This window comes from Roseococcus sp. SYP-B2431, assembly GCF_004336745.1.
Lineage (GTDB): Bacteria > Pseudomonadota > Alphaproteobacteria > Acetobacterales > Acetobacteraceae > Roseococcus.
On sequence record NZ_SJXD01000029.1, the window covers coordinates 82,846 to 98,942 of the forward strand.

Annotated in this window: 15 protein-coding genes; 6 read left to right on the forward strand and 9 right to left on the reverse strand. The window is 70.3% G+C overall.

Going from position 1 to position 16,097, the window contains the following annotated elements; all coding sequences use genetic code 11:
• Window positions 1-74: 74 nt before the first annotated feature.
• Window positions 75-1,091: an SMP-30/gluconolactonase/LRE family protein gene (locus tag EJV46_RS20350; RefSeq protein ID WP_131550559.1), complete on the reverse strand. Its 1,017-nt coding sequence runs from the start codon at window positions 1,089-1,091 to the stop codon at window positions 75-77.
• A 251-nt stretch (window positions 1,092-1,342) separates the two neighbouring features.
• Between EJV46_RS20350 and nhaA the strand changes: the two genes are divergently transcribed.
• Window positions 1,343-2,539, forward strand: a complete 1,197-nt coding sequence (gene nhaA, locus EJV46_RS20355; protein ID WP_131550560.1) for a Na+/H+ antiporter NhaA — start codon at window positions 1,343-1,345, stop codon at window positions 2,537-2,539.
• Window positions 2,540-2,551: 12 nt separating this feature from the next.
• Here the strand turns inward: nhaA and EJV46_RS20360 are convergent, their stop codons facing one another.
• Window positions 2,552-3,478, reverse strand: coding sequence for a bifunctional 2-polyprenyl-6-hydroxyphenol methylase/3-demethylubiquinol 3-O-methyltransferase UbiG (locus EJV46_RS20360; RefSeq protein WP_131550561.1), 927 nt, complete (start codon window positions 3,476-3,478; stop codon window positions 2,552-2,554).
• 435 nt (window positions 3,479-3,913) lie between these two features.
• Window positions 3,914-4,924 carry a tripartite tricarboxylate transporter substrate binding protein gene (locus EJV46_RS20365; RefSeq protein WP_131550562.1) on the reverse strand — a complete coding sequence of 337 codons (1,011 nt, stop codon included), beginning with the start codon at window positions 4,922-4,924 and terminating at the stop codon, window positions 3,914-3,916.
• Between the two features lie 401 nt (window positions 4,925-5,325).
• Here EJV46_RS20365 and EJV46_RS20370 point away from each other — a divergent pair, with 401 nt between their 5' ends.
• Both EJV46_RS20370 and EJV46_RS20375 read left to right on the forward strand, forming a co-directional pair.
• On the forward strand, window positions 5,326-6,336 hold the full coding sequence (locus tag EJV46_RS20370; protein WP_131550563.1) for a hypothetical protein: 1,011 nt from the start codon (window positions 5,326-5,328) through the stop codon (window positions 6,334-6,336).
• A 110-nt stretch (window positions 6,337-6,446) separates the two neighbouring features.
• Window positions 6,447-8,135, forward strand: coding sequence for a ShlB/FhaC/HecB family hemolysin secretion/activation protein (locus EJV46_RS20375; RefSeq protein WP_131550564.1), 1,689 nt, complete (start codon window positions 6,447-6,449; stop codon window positions 8,133-8,135).
• Window positions 8,136-8,273: 138 nt separating this feature from the next.
• Here the strand turns inward: EJV46_RS20375 and EJV46_RS20380 are convergent, their stop codons facing one another.
• Window positions 8,274-8,606 carry a DUF1491 family protein gene (locus EJV46_RS20380; RefSeq protein ID WP_131550565.1) on the reverse strand — a complete coding sequence of 111 codons (333 nt, stop codon included), beginning with the start codon at window positions 8,604-8,606 and terminating at the stop codon, window positions 8,274-8,276.
• An 87-nt stretch (window positions 8,607-8,693) separates the two neighbouring features.
• Here EJV46_RS20380 and EJV46_RS20385 point away from each other — a divergent pair, with 87 nt between their 5' ends.
• The 3 genes from EJV46_RS20385 (at window position 8,694) to EJV46_RS20395 (ending at window position 9,752) form a co-directional block, all read left to right on the forward strand.
• Window positions 8,694-8,906, forward strand: coding sequence for a hypothetical protein (locus EJV46_RS20385; protein ID WP_131550566.1), 213 nt, complete (start codon window positions 8,694-8,696; stop codon window positions 8,904-8,906).
• A 2-nt stretch (window positions 8,907-8,908) separates the two neighbouring features.
• Window positions 8,909-9,388, forward strand: coding sequence for a glutathione peroxidase (locus tag EJV46_RS20390; protein ID WP_131550567.1), 480 nt, complete (start codon window positions 8,909-8,911; stop codon window positions 9,386-9,388).
• 97 nt (window positions 9,389-9,485) lie between these two features.
• Window positions 9,486-9,752 carry a hypothetical protein gene (locus EJV46_RS20395; RefSeq protein ID WP_131550568.1) on the forward strand — a complete coding sequence of 89 codons (267 nt, stop codon included), beginning with the start codon at window positions 9,486-9,488 and terminating at the stop codon, window positions 9,750-9,752.
• A gap of 25 nt (window positions 9,753-9,777) precedes the next feature.
• On the opposite strand, the gene parE is transcribed toward EJV46_RS20395, so the two are convergent.
• The 5 genes from parE to EJV46_RS20420 form a co-directional block, all read right to left on the reverse strand.
• Window positions 9,778-11,751, reverse strand: a complete 1,974-nt coding sequence (gene parE, locus EJV46_RS20400; protein ID WP_131550569.1) for a DNA topoisomerase IV subunit B — start codon at window positions 11,749-11,751, stop codon at window positions 9,778-9,780.
• Window positions 11,752-11,840: 89 nt separating this feature from the next.
• A complete protein-coding gene (locus tag EJV46_RS20405) occupies window positions 11,841-12,560 on the reverse strand; it encodes a hypothetical protein (protein WP_131550570.1) in 720 nt (239 codons plus the stop codon).
• 100 nt (window positions 12,561-12,660) lie between these two features.
• Window positions 12,661-13,143 carry a DNA starvation/stationary phase protection protein Dps gene (dps, locus tag EJV46_RS20410; RefSeq protein ID WP_131550571.1) on the reverse strand — a complete coding sequence of 161 codons (483 nt, stop codon included), beginning with the start codon at window positions 13,141-13,143 and terminating at the stop codon, window positions 12,661-12,663.
• 63 nt (window positions 13,144-13,206) lie between these two features.
• Window positions 13,207-14,796, reverse strand: coding sequence for an MFS transporter (locus tag EJV46_RS20415; RefSeq protein WP_131550572.1), 1,590 nt, complete (start codon window positions 14,794-14,796; stop codon window positions 13,207-13,209).
• On the reverse strand, window positions 14,796-16,082 hold the full coding sequence (locus tag EJV46_RS20420) for an NCS2 family permease (protein ID WP_131550573.1): 1,287 nt from the start codon (window positions 16,080-16,082) through the stop codon (window positions 14,796-14,798). The genes EJV46_RS20415 and EJV46_RS20420 overlap by 1 nt, the downstream gene beginning before the upstream one ends.
• Window positions 16,083-16,097 lie beyond the last annotated feature (15 nt).

The following is a 16,097-nucleotide window of genomic DNA, read 5'->3' on the forward strand; positions in this document are numbered from 1 at the left end:
TGCTTCCGCCGGCAGCGGCCATGCTACGCATTTGGCGCATAGGCCGGGAAATGCCTTGATATGCGTCAAGCCTCTTACCCGCCCGGCGCGCCCTGCGTGTTCACGTAGAGCGAGTAGAGCGACTTGCTCGCCGTCATGAACAGCCGGTTTCGGTGCCGCCCGCCGAAGGCGACATTGGCGCAGCGCTCGGGCAGGCGGATATGGCCGATCGCCGCCGCGTCCTTGTTGAAGACGCGCACGCCGTCGAACTCGGGCGTGCCCATGCCCCAGCCGCACCAGAGGTTGCCGTCCACGTCCACACGGAAGCCGTCCGGCGTCTCGCCGTCCCTGCACTGGACGAAAATGCGGTTGTTGGAGAGGCGGCCCGAGGAAGCATCCACGTCGAAGACGCGGATGACGCGCGGGGTGGCCGCGGCCTCGACCACGTAGAGCTTCGATTCGTCCGGCGAGAAGGCGAGGCCGTTCGGGCGCCCGATGTCGCCGGACGCGACCGTGACCTGCCCCGTCTGCCCGTCGATCCGGTAGATGTTGGTGGGCAGCTCGGGCTGGGCCATCTCGCCCTCGTAGAAGCCGAGGATGCCGAAGGGCGGGTCGGTGAACCAGATGCTGCCGTCCGACTTCGCCACCACGTCGTTGGGGCTGTTGAGGCGCTTGCCGTCGAAGCGGTCTGCCAGGACGGTGATGCTGCCGTCGAACTCCGTGCGGGTGACACGCCGGGTCAGGTGCTCGCAGGTGATAAGGCGCCCCTGGCGGTCGCGGGTGTTGCCGTTGGCGTTGTTGGACGGGCCGCGGAACACGTCCACATGGCCGGTCTCCTCCGACCAGCGGAGCATCCGGTTGTTCGGGATGTCCGACCAGACCAGGCAGCGGTGGTCGCCGAACCAGGCCGGCCCCTCGCTCCAGCGCGCCCCGGTCCAGAGCTGCTCGACCCCGGCGAGCGCCAGGCGGTAGCGGTTGAAGGAGGGGTCGAGCACCTGCACGGCAGGATCGGGGTAGCGTTCCACGTTCTGGCTCCGGGCTGAGGAGAGGAGAGCGGGCAAGGCGAGCACGGCCCCTGCGGCCGAAAGCAGGCCGCGGCGGTTGGCGTCCATCTGGGTTCCCTCCGAGTGTTCTTGTCGGGCCGTTGATCGGCCGCAGCCACGCTAACACGGAGCCCCGCGGGCGCCAGCCTGGAGGTGGGCCCAGGCCGGCGGGCTTCGGCGCGCGAGGAACCCGGGCCGGCACGGTTGCGACCGCTCGATCCGGTGCCATAATGCCGGCCGGGTGTCGGCGCTTCACGGGCGTGGACAGGTTTCAGCGTTGGTCGGGCCGCCAACGCTGGTGATCCATGCCCGGAGGCCACATGGCCCAGACCCGCTACGTCCCCCCCAGCGCCCTGCGGCGTTTCCTCGACAATCAGTCCTCCGCGGGGCTGGTGCTGATGGGGGCGGCCGCGCTCGCGCTGCTGATCGCCAATTCGCCGTTCCGGCCCGACTATGAGGGCCTGCTGCAACGCCATGTCGGTCCGTTATCCGTCGAGCACTGGATCAACGACGGGCTGATGGCCGTGTTCTTTGTGCTCGTCGGCCTCGAGATCAAGCGCGAGGCGGTCGTCGGCCAGCTGTCCACCTGGTCCCGCCGGGCCTTGCCGGGAATCGCGGCTGCCGGCGGGATGGCGGTTCCGGCCCTGGTGTATCTGGCCTTCAATCCGGGCCTCACGGCGCATGGCTGGGCGATACCGGCCGCCACGGACATCGCCTTCGCGCTCGGCGTCATCTCCCTGCTCGGCAAGCGGGTTCCAGCCTCGCTACGGGTGTTCCTGGCGGCCCTCGCCATCATCGACGACCTGGGCGCCGTCCTCATCATCGCCCTCTTCTACACCGCAGGACTGTCCCTTCCCGACCTGGCGGGGGCCGCGGTCGTGATCGCGGTGCTGGCCGGGATGAACAGGCTCGGCGTGCGGCGCCTGACGCCCTATCTTCTCCTGGGCCTCGTGCTCTGGCTCCTGGTGCTCCGATCCGGCGTCCATGCCACGCTCGCCGGGGTGATCCTGGCCTTCGCCATCCCTCTGCGCCCTTCTGGGGACCGGCTGGACGGGGAGCAAGGCAGCCCGCTTCTCCGGCTGGAGCTTGCGCTCCACCGGCCCGTCGGCTTTCTGATCGTGCCCGTCTTCGGGCTGGCCAATGCCGGGGTGCCCTTTCTGAACCTCTCGGCGGAGACCCTGGCGTCCTCCGTGACGCTGGGCGTCGGGCTCGGCCTGCTGCTGGGCAAGTTCGTCGGTGTGTTCGGCTTCGCGACCCTCGCCATTCGCCTCGGGATCGCGGATATGCCGGCCTATGCGGGCCGGCTCCAGCTCGCCGGGACCGCGCTGCTGTGCGGCATCGGCTTCACCATGAGCCTGTTCATCACGCTTCTCGCCTTCCCCGGCGATCCGCTCCTGCAGGCCCAGGCGAAGCTCGGCATCCTGGCGGGATCCTTCCTCGCCGGCCTGCTGGGCTGCGTGGTGCTCCGGCTCGCGCCCCAGGACTGGCCGGGCACGCCGTCGCGGCCCGGCCCATGATTCAGCTCGGCCTCACCGCCACAGCGTGTCGGCGACGTCGCGCTTCAGGCGGCGGTAGGTCGCCCCGATCCACGCTCCGCCGAGGATATAGGCCAGCGGGCTGATGGGGTTGAACCCGGCGCGGACGCGCTCGGCCAGGGTGGGGTCGGGCCGCAGGTCGCAAGACCCGCGCGTGTAGACGGCATTGGTGCCCTGCCGCGGAAAGCGGGGATCGAGGCACAGGCCCGCCGACGAGGCGAGCAGGTCCAGCGTCTCCGGAAGGAAGCCGTGCACATGCGCGAAGTGCAGCCGGTCGAAGGCCGGCCTGGGAGAGGGCCCCATGTCCGGCACGGCGAGATAGAGCACGCCCTCGGGCTTCAGCAGCGCCACCAGACTCCGCAGCGTCCCGAGGGGATCCCGCAGGTGCTCGAAGACGTGGTTGCTCGTGATGGCATCGAAGGGCTCTTCCGTTTGCGGAAGATCGGAATGAACGCTCAGCCCCAGGCCCCGTGCGTAGCCCGCATAGGCTTCGCCCGGTTCGACCCCCACCATCGTCCACTGCCGCCGGCCGCCTTCCGCCAGGAACTCGCCGGAGCCGCAGCCGTAGTCGAGGACACGGGCGCCCGGCGCGAGGACCGGCGCGAACAGATCGGCCCGCCGCACGGCTTCCGCGCGCGTCCGCACCAGGTGCCGGCGCGGCGGGCCGCTCCCCGCCAGCTGATAGTCCAGCCGATAGGAGTGGCGGTAGTAATCGGCGAGCTCGGCCTCCGTCGGCATGGGGTCCGTCCGGATGAGGCCGCAATCCGAGCAGACGACGGTGTTGAGCCGCTTGATCCGCCGGTCGTATCCCGACACGGGCAGGGTCGCGGAGGCGCCGCAGATGTTGCAAGCCTCCTTGCGGCCGACATAGTCGTAAGGGCGCAAGGGGACGAAGCGGGCGAGGCCGGCGAGACGCTGCATGAGGAGGTTCCTGAAGAAGAGTGCACGTGCTCGCTAGGCCGCCCAAGCGGGGTGCTGCCCGGAACAGGCCGAAGCAGAAGCGGTTCGTTGACCGGTGTTCAGAGCGCCCCGCGCCTCACGGCGGAGTGCGGGCCGTTCCCTCGGGCGGGAGGCTTTTCATTGCTATCGATTCATGACTGAGGGCCGCGCCAGGCCATCACCGCAAGCGCCGGCTGTGTTGCCGGAAGGCCCCGAACTCGGTGAAACGAGCCGGATCGGTGTGCAAGCCCGCGAAATTCCCTCGACATCGCCAGGAGGGCGACGCCTTCCCTCGCACCGTGGCGCATGCGGCCTGAAGAGCCCAGTGTGGTGTCTGCCACGCGATGCATGACTGGAGTTTTAGCCGCCGCGAGGGCCTTCGCAATCCACCTGCCGCAAAAAGGCTGAGCGCCGCTCTCAATCCGCCCTGGCCCCGGAGACCCGGACCACTTCCGTCCACCGCGCCATATCCTCGCGCATGAACTGCCCGAACTCCTCGCGGCTGGTCGGCGCAGGCTCGGCCCCACCGTCGCGGATGCGCCGCGCCACCGCCGGCTCGTTCAGCGCCGCGACCACCAGCCGGTTCATCGCCTCCAGCACCGGCTCGGGCGTGCGCGCGGGCGCGACCACGCCGAACCAGGCCCGGACGTCGAAGCCGGGTGCGACGGTCTCGGCAAGCGTCGGCACGGCCGGCTCGCTCGGCCAGCGCTGTGGCGTGGTGACGGCGAGCAGCCGCAGCCGCCCTTCGCGGACATGCGGCATGTAGACCGGGATGTTGTCGATCACGGACTGCACCTGACCGCCCAGGAAATCCGGCAGCAGCGGGCCGCTGCCACGATAGGGGACGTGCACCATGTCGGTGCCGGTGCGCAGCTTGAAGTATTCCTGCGTGACATGGCCCGAGGTGCCGTTGCCGGGCGAGGCGCAGGTGACGCGGCCGGGCTGCGCCTTCGCCAGCGCCACGAACTCCTCGATGGTCCGCGCCGGCACGCTCGGATGCACGAGGACGCCATTGGCCACGACCGAGATCATCGAGACGGGCGCGATGTCGCGCAGCACGTCGTACTGGATCTGGCCGGCGCGCAGCGCGGCGCCCGCCGTCATGGAGATGGAGGTGGACATGAGGGTGTGCCCGTCCTCCGTGCGCGCCAGCAGCTCGTTGGCCAAGGTGCCGCCGCCGCCCGGCCGGTTCTCCACGACCACCGCCTGGCCGAGCATCGCGCTCAGCCGCTCCGAGAGGAGGCGCGCATAGACGTCGGGCAGGCCAGCCGGCGGGAAGCCCACGAGCATGCGGACCGGGCGGCTGGGCCATCCGGCCAGGCCCGAGCCGGTCGGCGCCGAGCCGGGCGACGCCGAGCCCTGGGCCATGGCGCGCGCGCCGGGCAGGGGCAGCGCGGCCGCCATGCCCAAGAGGAGCCGTCTTTTCATTCCGTCGTCGTCCCCACAGTCCTGGCGCGCAGTCCAGCACGACACGCGGCCGAGGACGAGCGGTCTTTATAAGGAAAAAGGCGGTTTCCGCTCGCGGAGCCCCAGGCCGCAGGTGCGCTCGGCCTCCGGGGCAGCACGGCCTGGGACAAACCGTGGCGCTGCGGATGCCGGAGTTCCAGCACACCGGCATGCGACTTCTTGGGCGGAGCAGCGTTGGACGACATCCCATAAACATATGTTATCGAGCGCTGGGATTCTTCGATAAAGTAACACAAAAAAGCACAAAACACCGCTTTATCTGTTATTTTATGCGGAAATAGATTCAATCAGAATGTGAAATTAATTTCGGTAAGCGGCATTACCTTCCTGCCGGGGAAGAAATTCCGGGTAAGGAGAAGAAAATGCACAACCTGAGCGAAGTTATTGTGCGGTGCAGTATTGCTGCGCTTCTGATGTCGTCGGTCGCGGCCTGCTCGGGACGCTCGTCCGGTGGCTTCGCCGCCGGGGACGGCGCCGCCGTTGGAAGCGGATCCGGCGGTGGATTGTCGGGTTCGGGATCGTCCGGATCCAGCGGCAACGGGTCCGGTTCCGCCAGCAACGGCGCGGCCGGGGGCAGCGGAGCCGGTGGGGCGAGTGGCGGCGGCACCATGGCGACAGGCCCGCAGGGGCCCGCCGGTCCCACGGGACCCGCCGGCGCACAGGGCCCGGCCGGTGCCGTGCTCGCCGGCACGCTGGGCGGGGCGGCCGCGGTGAATGCCGGAGGGCTGCAGGTCGGCGGCGCGGGCCCCGACGGGGCCGCCGGAACCGCCGCAGTCTCCGTGCTCGGACCGGCCGCGGCGCCCAATGCGCCCGTGAGCGCGAGCGTTCTCTCTGGACCCGGCAATCAAGTGCAGGGCCTTTTGACCGGCGTCACCAGCACGGTGTCGAATCCCTCCACCCTCGGCAACAGCGTCCTGGCGACGACCGAGCCGCTGCTCGGCGCCTCCGGCACGCTGCCCGTGGTGTCGCAGGTCACCAACGGGATCCTGCCGACGGCGCCGGCGGGCTCCGTCCCGCTGGCGGGCGCGACGCTCGGTCAGACCGCGTTGCTGGGCAACGGGACCACGCCGTCGCTGGTCAATGCCGGCGTCATCTCGCCGACGGCCGCTTCAGGCTCGCCGATTACGGCCAATGTGCTGAGCGGCGGGTCCGGAGCGGCGCTTGCGGGCGCTGGCGGCGGCGTGCTCGCCGGGGCCACGGGCGCGGTCGGCGGGGTGGTCAGCGGCGTTGCCGGCGCCCCTGCGTCGGGTGGCGGCGCGGCGACCGGGGTCGTCGGCGACGTGGCCCGCCCCGTCCAAGGGCTCGTGGGCGGAACGCTCAACACGGTCGGCGGGGTGCTCGGCAACACCACCGGCGGGCTTCTGCGCCGGTAGGGCGGAGCTCCGGCGGAAGGGGGCGTGGCCCATCAGGCCGCGCCCTTTTTCTTGGCCGATCCGTACCGAGCGACGATCCCCCAACGACTTTGGTGCAAAAGAGGTCCGGAATGACCCGTCTCCCGGCCATCGCGATGCTGGCCCTTCTCGTCCTTCAGCCCGGCGCGGCGCTGGCCCAGGCGGGCCTCGGCCCCCGGGGTTTCGACACTGACCGTCCCGATATCGCGCCGCCCCGCCCGCAGGGCCGCACCGCCATCCCGCCCTCCGACCGCGAGGTCGTGCGCGCCGATCTCCCCGACATCACCATCCGCGACGTGGCCGTGACCGGCGAGCAGCTCGTCGAGCGGGCCGTCCTCGCGAGCGCGGCGGCGCCCTTCGCGGGGCGGCGCCTGACTCGCGAGGTCATCAACGAGCTGAGCAACGCCATCGCAGCCGCGCATCGCGAGGCCGGCCTCGCCCTCTTCGGCGTGGTGGTGCCGCGGCAGGATTTCGCCCAGGGCGTCGTCATCGTCCGCGTGATCGAGGGCGAGGTCTCCGAGATCGCCATCGAGGGCGACACCGAGGGCGCCGATCTCCGCCTCACCCGCGCCCATGCCGAGGCCCTGCGCGGCGAGCGCCCGCTGCGCCGCGCCACGCTGGAGCGCGCGCTGCTGCTGATGGCCGATATCCCCGGGCGGCGCGTCACCGGCCGGTTCGAGCAACTCGGCGAGCCGGGCAAGGTGCGGCTGGTGCTGAACATGCGCCGCATCTCGCTGCGCTACGGGCTGGGCTTCGACAACCTGGGCGCCGACTTCCTGGGCAATGTGCAGATCACCACCGGCGTCACGCTGAACGCGCTGCTGCAGGAGGGCGATTCCACGCGCTTCACCGTCGGCTTCCCGGTCGTGGATTTCGAGCGCTTCACCTATTTCGGCTTCCGCCACCAGCAGCCCGTCGGCACCAGCGGCATGACCGTCTCGGTCAACGCCACCCATCTGAAGCAGCGCGTGACGGGCACCTCCAATCTCAAGGGCGAGACCACGACCGTCAGCCTGCAGGCCGCGTATCCGGTGATCCGCACCCAGATCGAGACCCTGCAGGTCTTCGGCAATTTCGACGTCGTGGATTCCCGCATCTCCGTGCCGCTCGGCCGCCTGGCGGACGAGGCGACGCGGGTCGTGCGGCTGGGCGCCGTCTACGGCGTCGCCAACGAGGCGCAGACGCGAGGCGGCTCGCTCGCCGTCATCCTCAGCCAGGGGATCGATGGCGCGGGCGCGCGGCAGCGGCTGAGCTTCTTCTACGGCGGCCCGGCCTTCACCAAGGTGACGGCCATCGCCAACTACACGCATGCGCTCTGGGGCCAGCGCTTCGTGCTGCGGCTGCGCGCGCTCGGGCAGTACACGGAGGACCGGATGCCCTCGACCGAGTTCTTCACCTATGGCGGCGTGATGTTCGGCCGCGGCTTCGAGGCGGCGACGCTCTTCGGCGATCGCGGCATCTCGGCCTCGGCCACGCTCGCCATGCCCTTCAAGACGGTGATGGACGTGGACAGCCTGGCCGCCGGCCGCTCGGAGTTCCTGACCCGGGCGATCCGCGGGGCGGAGGCCTATGTCTTCGTCGATGGTGGGCGGGCGGAGAACCTCGCGCCGGCGCCCGCCCCGCGGGGAGACCGCGCGGCCTCGGCGGGCTTCGGGCTGGGCTTCCCGGTGGGGGAGGAGACCAACCTCAACCTGGAGGTGGCGGTGCCCTTCCTCCGGCCGCACAATCGCGAGGTGGATCGTGGAGCGCGGTTCGTGGCGGTGTTCCGGCGGAACTTCTGACCTCCGCCCAGGCGTGGAGCCTGGCCAGAAGCTCCGGCGCGACGGGGATGCGGCGGCGCCGGCGTCCGTCAGGCAATCGAGCAGCAGATCCACCCGTTCGGGGCCCCGCCGCCCGTCGTGCCGGGGGCGAGAACCGGCTCAGAGAATCCGCGCCTCGAAGGGCGGCAGATAGTCCGGCGCCTCGAATTCCAGCACCCAGAGGTCCGGGTCGCGCTTCACCTGGCGCTCGACATAGGCGTCGGCCGTCTCGCGATCGACCGGGGCGGGGCCGGTGCCGCGCACCCAGGCGGGGCGGCCCTCGGCGTCGCGGGCCTGGGACAGCACGACCTGGCCCTCCCGGCCCTCCAGCACGCAGAGCATCCCGCCGGAATCCGGGTCGCCCTTGCGGAGCACGGCGGTCGGGCGGCCCGCCATGTCCGACATGCGGATGGCCATGGAGGCCCAGATATGCGCTTTGACGCGTGCGTCCATGACGCCTGCGTTAAGCGCTGCGGGCCGCTTGCCGCAACCCCCGGCGATGGGCACAAAGGGCGGAATCGATCCCCCCGGAGTTGAGTGATGGACGCGAAGAAGCTCACCGAAGGCCAGCGCAGCTACGAAGCCAAGCGGGCGGCCAAGGCCGGCATGAGCCTGGAAGCCTGGCTGCGCGACAAGGAGAAGCGCGCGAAGGAGGAGGCCGCGGCGGCCGCCAAGGTCACGGTGGCGGAGGCGCCGGCGAAGAAGCCTGGCTTCTTCTCGCGGCTGATGGACCGCGCGCACAAGCCCATCTGACCTTGACCACCGCCTTCGATTTCTCGGCGCGCGACCTCACGGGCACGGAAGTGCCGCTGGAGCGCTTCCGCGGCCAGGTGCTGCTGATCGTCAACACGGCCAGCAAATGCGGCTTCACGCCGCAATATGCGGGGCTTGAGAAGCTCCACGTGGAATTGTCGGGGAGGGGGTTCGCGGTGCTCGGCTTCCCCTGCAACCAGTTCGGCGCTCAGGAGCCCGGCGACGCCGCCGAGATCGCGAGCTTCTGCAGGCTGACCTACGACGTGAACTTCCCGCTCTTCGGCAAGGTCGAGGTGAACGGGGCCGGCGCGCATCCGCTCTATGTCTGGCTGAAGACCCAGGCCAAGGGCTTCCTCGGCACCTCGTCCATCAAATGGAACTTCACGAAGTTCCTGGTGGACCGGGGCGGGAACGTCGTCCGGCGCCATGGGCCGGCGACGAAGCCGCAGGCAATCAGAAGCGGGATCGAGCGTCTGCTCTGAGACCGGCGCGCCACGAAATTTCAGCCTCCGCGAAGCGCCCGGCCCCGCTCGGCGTTTCGCAAGCCATCGAGGGCCGAACCACCCCAGAGGGCTGACCATGGACACTGTTCCTTCCACCGAAATCGCCGCCGGCCATAAGGCCATGAACGAGGACATCGCGGCGCTGCGCGCGCAGGTCGATGCCCTGACGGGCGACAGGCTGCATCCGGTGGTGGTCGCGGGCGCGGATTATGCGCAATCCGCTGTCGACTGGGTGGAGAGCGGGGCGGAGCGCTGGGTGTCGAAGATCCGCGACCGGCCCCTGGCGAGCATCGGCATTGCCGCCCTGGCGGGCTACGTCCTGGCCGCGATGCGACGGCGCTGACGCAAGGCGCGTCCGCGAGGCAGTCTCAGGCGTCGACGGCCTCCACATCCAGGGTCGCCGCATTGTCCTGGATGAACCTGAACCGGAGTTCCGGCTTGCGCCCCATCAGCGCCTCCATCAGTTCCGCCGTCCTCGCGCGCTCCTCGGGCGGCAGCACGACCTTCAGCAGGATGCGCTTGGCCGGCGCCATGGTGGTCTCCTTCAGGACGGCCGCCGGCATCTCGCCGAGGCCCTTGAAGCGGCTGACCTCGACCTTCTGATTCGGTTTGAAGTGCCGTTTGAGCTGGCGCTCGCGGTCGGCGTCGTCCATCGCATATACGTTCTTGTCGCCGGCCTGCAGGCGGTAGAGCGGCGGCTGCGCGAGATAGACCTTCCCCTGCCGCACCAGCTCCGGCAGCTCCTTGTAGAAGAAGGTCATCAGCAGGGCGGCGATATGCGCGCCGTCCACGTCGGCGTCCGTCATGATCACGACGCGGCCGTAGCGCAGCTTCTGGATGTCGAAGCGGTCGCCGACGCCGCAGCCCAGCGCCTCGATGAGGTCCTTCAGCTCCTGGTTGCCGCGCAGCTTCTCGGCCGAGGCGCTGGCCACGTTCAGGATCTTGCCGCGCAGCGGCAGCACGGCCTGGGTCTCGCGGTCGCGCGCCTGCTTGGCCGAGCCGCCGGCGCTGTCGCCCTCGACGAGGAAGATTTCCGTGTTCACGCTGCTCTCGCTGGAGCAGTCGGTGAGCTTGCCCGGCAGGCGGAGCTTGCGCGTGGCGGTCTTGCGCGGCGTGTCCTTCTCGGCGCGGCGCCGCAGCCGCTCCTCCGCACGCTCGACGGCATAGGCCAGCAGGTTGTCGGCATTGGCCGGATCGCCGGCGAGCCAATGGTCGAAGGGGTCGCGCAGCGCATTCTCGGTCAGCCGCTGGGCGTCGCCATTGGTCAGCTTGTCCTTCGTCTGGCCCTGAAAATGCGGGTCGCGGATGAAGACGCTGAGCATCCCTGCCATGCCGCCCAGGATGTCCTCGGCGGTGATGCCGGCGGCGCGCTTCTCCTTCTTCATCTCCCCATAGGCGCGCAGGCCCTTGAGCAGCGCGCCGCGCAGCCCGGCCTCGTGCGTGCCGCCCTGGGGGGTCGGGATCGTGTTGGCGTAGGTGGAGAGGAACCCCTCGCCCTGGTCGAGCCAGGTGATGGCCCATTCGCAGCGGCCGGCGAAACCGGGAAACTCGGCGGTGCCGGCGAAGGGCGCGGGCACCACGGCCGGCTTGCCCTCGACGGCGGAGGCCAGGAAGTCCGAGAGGCCGCCGGGGAAGTGCAGCACTGCCTCGGCCGGCGTGTCGCCGGAAACCAGCGCGGCGTCGCAGCGCCAGCGGATCTCGACGCCGCGATAGAGATAGGCCTTGGAGCGGCAGAGCCGGAACAGCCGCTCGGCGCGGAATTGCAGCGCGCCGAAGATCTCGGGATCGGGCTTGAAGCGCAGCAGCGTGCCGCGCCGGTTGCGGACTTCGCCCTCGCGCTTGAGCTTGCTGGTGGGCTTGCCGCGCGAATAGCTCTGCCGGAACAGCTCGCCGCCGCGCGCGACCTCGACTTCGAGGGTCTCGGCCAGGGCATTCACCACGCTGCTGCCCACGCCGTGCAGGCCGCCCGAGGTGTCGTAGGCCTTGCCCGAGAACTTGCCGCCCGAATGCAGCGTGGTGAGGATCACCTCCAGCGCCGACAGCTTCGGGAATTTTGGGTGCGGGTCGACCGGGATGCCGCGGCCGTTGTCGCGCACGGAGAACCAGTTCCCGGCTTCCAGCACCACGTCGATGCGGTCGGCATGGCCGGCCACCGCCTCGTCCATGGCATTGTCCAGGATCTCGGCGGCGAGGTGGTGGAGCGCGTTGTCGTCGGTGCCGCCGATATACATGCCGGGGCGCCGGCGCACGGGCTCGAGCCCCTCCAGGACCTCGATATCGGCGGCGCTGTAGCTGGAGGCGGCGCCGGCCTTGCCGCCGCGCCCCCCGAAAAGATCGTTCATGATGTGTTCGCTGTCCCCGGGCCGGACCTTACCCGAGGCCCGGAGTCCTCCGCAACCTCGGCGCCCGGGCGGGAAATAGGCGCCCGGAGTCAGGCGACCCTGCGGCTCCGCTCGCGCCCGGTGGGGGCGGCGGGCCAGGTGGACAGGAAGTTCCGCGGCGAGGTCCGCAGCTTGGCCATGCCGATCCCGCTGATGATCGCGTCCAGGCTGTGGCTGTTGTCCCCGCGCTTGGGCACGACGATCTCGTGACCGACATGCGAGCCGAACTCGCCGACGAAGTCGCCCTTCACCGTGAAGCAGATGCCGATCGTGTCGGAGGTGTTCCGCGCCAGCGCGGAGCGGATCATCTGCTGCGGCTTGAAGAGGTTGAAAGCCGACATCTTCAGGTGCGAGGCCATGCCCGGCCCGTTGAAGGAGATGAAGGGCAGCCCCGACCAGTTGCCCACCACCTGGGCCAGCCCGCCGCCCAGGGAATGGCCGCAGATGCTGATGGGGCGGCCGAAGGCGTTGTCCTTGGCCCAGTTCACCATGGCGAAGGCGCTGCCGGCCATGTTGGGGATGACGTTGACGCCGATGCGGATATTGCCGGAATTCTGGGAAACGGGCGCGGTGGTCAGGCTGCCCTTGGTGCCCGAGAAGCCAACGATGATCTCGTCGCGCGTCTCGAAGACGCCGCCCTGGTAGCCGTTGCCGTACCAGGTGGCCCATTCCCATTTCTGGACGGTCCATTCGCCCGGGGCATCCACCGCGGACCCCGCCCGGGCGTAGCAGGCCTGGGCGATGTCCACATAATTCTCGATCGTCGCCATTTTTGGGTCGTCTCCGCCGGAACCTCAACATTCGTGGGGCGGAACGGCGCGGTCAACAACCCAATGATGACGATGGGCCCGATAGGGCGGGCCTATCGCTTCAGGCGAGGTGGGCTTCCAGCATCCACAGCGCCTTGTCGAGCAGGCGCGAGGTGGCGGTGAAGAGGTCGGCCGTGTCGGCGTCGCCGGCCTCGGCCGCGGCGTCGATCGCCTCGCGCGAGGTGGCGGCCAGCGCGCCGTAGCGGTCGGCCAGGGCGGCGACATGCGCCAGCCCATCCTTGAGATCGGCCGGGTAGGGCGCGAGGCGGGTCGCGGCGCCGACCTGCTGCGTCGTGCCGGCAGGCGTGCCGCCGAGCTGGACGATGCGCTCGGCCGTGTCGTCCACGGCGCCGCCGAGCTGGTCGTAGAACTCCTCGAACTTCGCGTGCAGCGCCGCGAATTGCGGGCCCTTGACGTTCCAATGCGCCATGCGGACGGCATTGGTGAGGTCCATGAGGTCGGCGAGCGCGGCGTTCAGCAGGCCGACGCTGGTGAGGCGGGCGTTCTCGCCCAGGGTGTTGCGGGTCTTCGCGAGCTTGGCCATCTGATCTCTTCTCCTGCGCTTCCGACTATGGGAGCTGGGCGGCCGACTTGCCAATGACGCGGATCAAACCCTGACATTCACATATCGCGTGGCTTCGGGACCGCTGTCCCGCGCGTCGAACGCGGCGGCACGGGCGAGGAGGGCGCGGTCCTCCGCCGTCAGCCGCGCGGCCTCGCGCAGATGCTCCTCCCAGCTCTCGATGGTCCAGAGCTCCACCCAGCGCTCGGGATGGGCCACGTCCTCGTAGAGGCGCCAGAGCGCCGCGCCGCCGCGCAGCCGGACGCGCCGGCACTCGGCCATGGTCGCGCGGAAGCGGTCCCGGTCGGCGGGCGCGACATGGTAGCGCACCACCTCCAGCACGCGGTTCTCGCCCTCGTGCAGCATGGCGCGCAGCTCGGCGGCGGCGGGCTCGGGGCGGGCCAGCGCCACCTTGGGGGGCGGCGCGGCCGCGTCGCCCTCCAGCCGCCAGCCGCGCACGCCGATCGCGCCGGCCACGGCGCCGGCCGCGAAGAGGGCCATGGTGAGCTCGACGCCCAGCCGGCCCGCCATCCAGCCGGCGAGGGCCGAGCCCAGCGCCATCGCGCCGAAGAAGCACATCTGGTAGATGCCGATCGCCCGCGCGCGGACCCAGGACGGCGCCGCCATCTGCGCCGAGGCCTGCAGCGTCGAGGCCGCGGAGATCCAGGACACGCCGTAGAGCAGCATCCCCAGCGCCGCGAAGGCCCAATGGTGCAGCGCCGCCAGGATCAGCAGCGAGAGCCCGCTCAGCAGCGAGGACCAGAAGACCAGCCCCGAGCGGTCGAGCCGCGCGCGCATCGCCGGCAGGACGAAGCCGGCCGCGACGGCGCCCGCGCCCATGCAGCCCAGCAGCAGGCCGAAAGCCTGGGGACCGAGGGCCAGCGTCTCGCGCACCAGCAGCGGCAGCAGGCCCCAGACCGCGGAGCCGAAGAGGAAGAAGACCACCGCGCGGAGGATGGCCGCATGCATGGCCGGCGTGGCCGCGACGAAGCGCGCCCCCGCCCGGACGGCGGAGAGAAAATGCTCGCGCGGCATGCGGGAGGCGATCTTCTCGCGCTTCCAGAGGAAGAGGGCGACCACAAGGGTAAGGATACAGAGGGCGTTCAGCGCGAAGGCCGCCTCGATGCCGAACCAGGCGACGACCAGGCCGCCGATCGCCGGGCCGACCGCGCGGGTCAGGTTGAAGCCGATGCCGTTGAGGGCGATGGCGCCGACCAGGTCCTCGCGCGGGACCAGCTCGGGCGTGGTGGCGGCCCAGGCGGGGAAGGTCATGGCGAGGCCGGCGCCCAGCGCGAAGGTGAAGGCGATCAGCCCCCACGGCCCCAGCGCGCCGCTCCAGGTCATCAGGCAGAGCAGGGCGGCCATCAGCATCATCCAGAGCTGGGCGCCGATGAGGAAGATCCGCCGGTCCATGATGTCGGCCAGCGCACCGGCCGGCAGGGCCAGCAGGAAGACCGGCAGCATGGAGGAGGCCTGCACGAAGCTGACCATCATCGGCGCGGGATCGAGGCTGGTCATCAGCCAGCCGGCCGCCGTGTTCTGGATGAAGAGCCCGGTGTTGGAGGCGAGGTTGGCGATCCACAGCAGCCGGAAGGCCGGATGCCGCAGCGGCGCGAAGGCGGCGGGGCGGCGCATCAGATCACGGCGAACTTGAAGGCGCAGAGCCCCGCCAGCACCCAGACGGCGCCGTGCACCTCGCGGGCCCGGCCGGCCAGGGTCTTCACGCCGGCATAGGCGAGGAAGCCGAGGCCGATTCCGGTCGTGATCGAGAAGGTGAAGGGCATGGCGAAAACGGTGATCATGGCGGGCAGGTACTCGGTCTCATCGTCCCAGTGCAGGCCCTTCAACGCCTGGGCCATCAATCCGGCGACAAAGATCAGCGCCGGCGCGGTCGCGAATTCTGGCACCGAGGCGGCGAGCGGCCCGGCGAAGAGCGCCAGGAGGAAGAACAGCGCGACCGCGAAGGCGGTGAGGCCGGTGCGGCCGCCCTGCTGGATGCCGGCCGCGCTCTCGATGTAGCTGACCGTGGTGGAGGTGCCGAGCGCCGCGCCGATCATGGCGCCGCCGGAATCGGCGAGCAGCGCGCGGCCCAGCCGCGGCACGCTGCCGTCCTCGCGCATCAGCCCGGCGCGGTGGGTGGTGCCGATCAGCGTGCCGGCATTGTCCAGCAGGTCCACCAGGAAGAAGGTGAAGACCATGCCCAGCATGCCGATCGAGAAGACGGCGCCGATGTCGAGCTGCAGGAAAGTGGGCGCCAGGGAGGGCGGCGGCGCCAGCACGCCGTGGAAGGTGGTGAGGCCGAAGGGGATGCCGGCCAGCGCCGTGGCGAGGATGCCGAGGAGGATGGCGCCCGGCACGCGGCGCGCGGCGAGCGCGGCCATCAGCAGGAAGCCGCAGCTGCCGAGGATGACGGGCGCGGAGGCGATGTCGCCCATGCCCACCAGCGTCGCGGGGTTGGCGACGACGAGGCCGAGATTCTTCAGCCCGATCAGGCCCAGGAACATGCCGATCCCGGCGGCGATGCCGAGCTTGAGAGAGAGCGGGATGCCGTCGATCAGCCATTCGCGGAGGCGCGAGACGCTGACGGCGAAGAAGATCAGCCCCGAGACGAAGACCGCCCCCAGCGCCGCCTGCCAGGAGATCCCCTGGGCGCCGACCACGGTGAAGGCGAAATAGGCGTTGATCCCCATGCCGGGCGCGAGCGCGATGGGGAGGTTCGCGATGAGCCCCATCAGCGCCGAGCCGATGGCGGCGGCCAGGCAGGTCGCGACGAAGGCGGCGCCGGGGTCGATCCCGGCGGCGGCCAGGATCTGCGGGTTCACGACCAGGATATAGGCCATCGTCAGGAAGGTGGCGGCGCCGGCCGCGATCTCGCGGCGGAGATTGGTGCCCTGCTCGGCCAGGCCGAAGAATCGCTCCATGGACGGCGCCGCTCC

What these genes read in the sequence shown, in the direction of transcription:
- EJV46_RS20375 (WP_131550564.1), top strand. Translation starts at nt 6,447, where the DNA reads ATGACCCGTCTCCCGGCCATCGCGATGCTGGCCCTTCTCGTCCTTCAG.
- EJV46_RS20360 (WP_131550561.1), bottom strand. Translation starts at nt 3,478, where the DNA reads ATGCAGCGTCTCGCCGGCCTCGCCCGCTTCGTCCCCTTGCGCCCTTAC.
- nhaA (WP_131550560.1), top strand. Translation starts at nt 1,343, where the DNA reads ATGGCCCAGACCCGCTACGTCCCCCCCAGCGCCCTGCGGCGTTTCCTC.
- EJV46_RS20405 (WP_131550570.1), bottom strand. Translation starts at nt 12,560, where the DNA reads ATGGCGACGATCGAGAATTATGTGGACATCGCCCAGGCCTGCTACGCC.
- EJV46_RS20415 (WP_131550572.1), bottom strand. Translation starts at nt 14,796, where the DNA reads ATGCGCCGCCCCGCCGCCTTCGCGCCGCTGCGGCATCCGGCCTTCCGG.
- EJV46_RS20365 (WP_131550562.1), bottom strand. Translation starts at nt 4,924, where the DNA reads ATGAAAAGACGGCTCCTCTTGGGCATGGCGGCCGCGCTGCCCCTGCCC.
- EJV46_RS20385 (WP_131550566.1), top strand. Translation starts at nt 8,694, where the DNA reads ATGGACGCGAAGAAGCTCACCGAAGGCCAGCGCAGCTACGAAGCCAAG.
- EJV46_RS20395 (WP_131550568.1), top strand. Translation starts at nt 9,486, where the DNA reads ATGGACACTGTTCCTTCCACCGAAATCGCCGCCGGCCATAAGGCCATG.
- EJV46_RS20420 (WP_131550573.1), bottom strand. Translation starts at nt 16,082, where the DNA reads ATGGAGCGATTCTTCGGCCTGGCCGAGCAGGGCACCAATCTCCGCCGC.
- EJV46_RS20350 (WP_131550559.1), bottom strand. Translation starts at nt 1,091, where the DNA reads ATGGACGCCAACCGCCGCGGCCTGCTTTCGGCCGCAGGGGCCGTGCTC.
- dps (WP_131550571.1), bottom strand. Translation starts at nt 13,143, where the DNA reads ATGGCCAAGCTCGCGAAGACCCGCAACACCCTGGGCGAGAACGCCCGC.
- EJV46_RS20370 (WP_131550563.1), top strand. Translation starts at nt 5,326, where the DNA reads ATGCACAACCTGAGCGAAGTTATTGTGCGGTGCAGTATTGCTGCGCTT.
- parE (WP_131550569.1), bottom strand. Translation starts at nt 11,751, where the DNA reads ATGAACGATCTTTTCGGGGGGCGCGGCGGCAAGGCCGGCGCCGCCTCC.
- EJV46_RS20380 (WP_131550565.1), bottom strand. Translation starts at nt 8,606, where the DNA reads ATGGACGCACGCGTCAAAGCGCATATCTGGGCCTCCATGGCCATCCGC.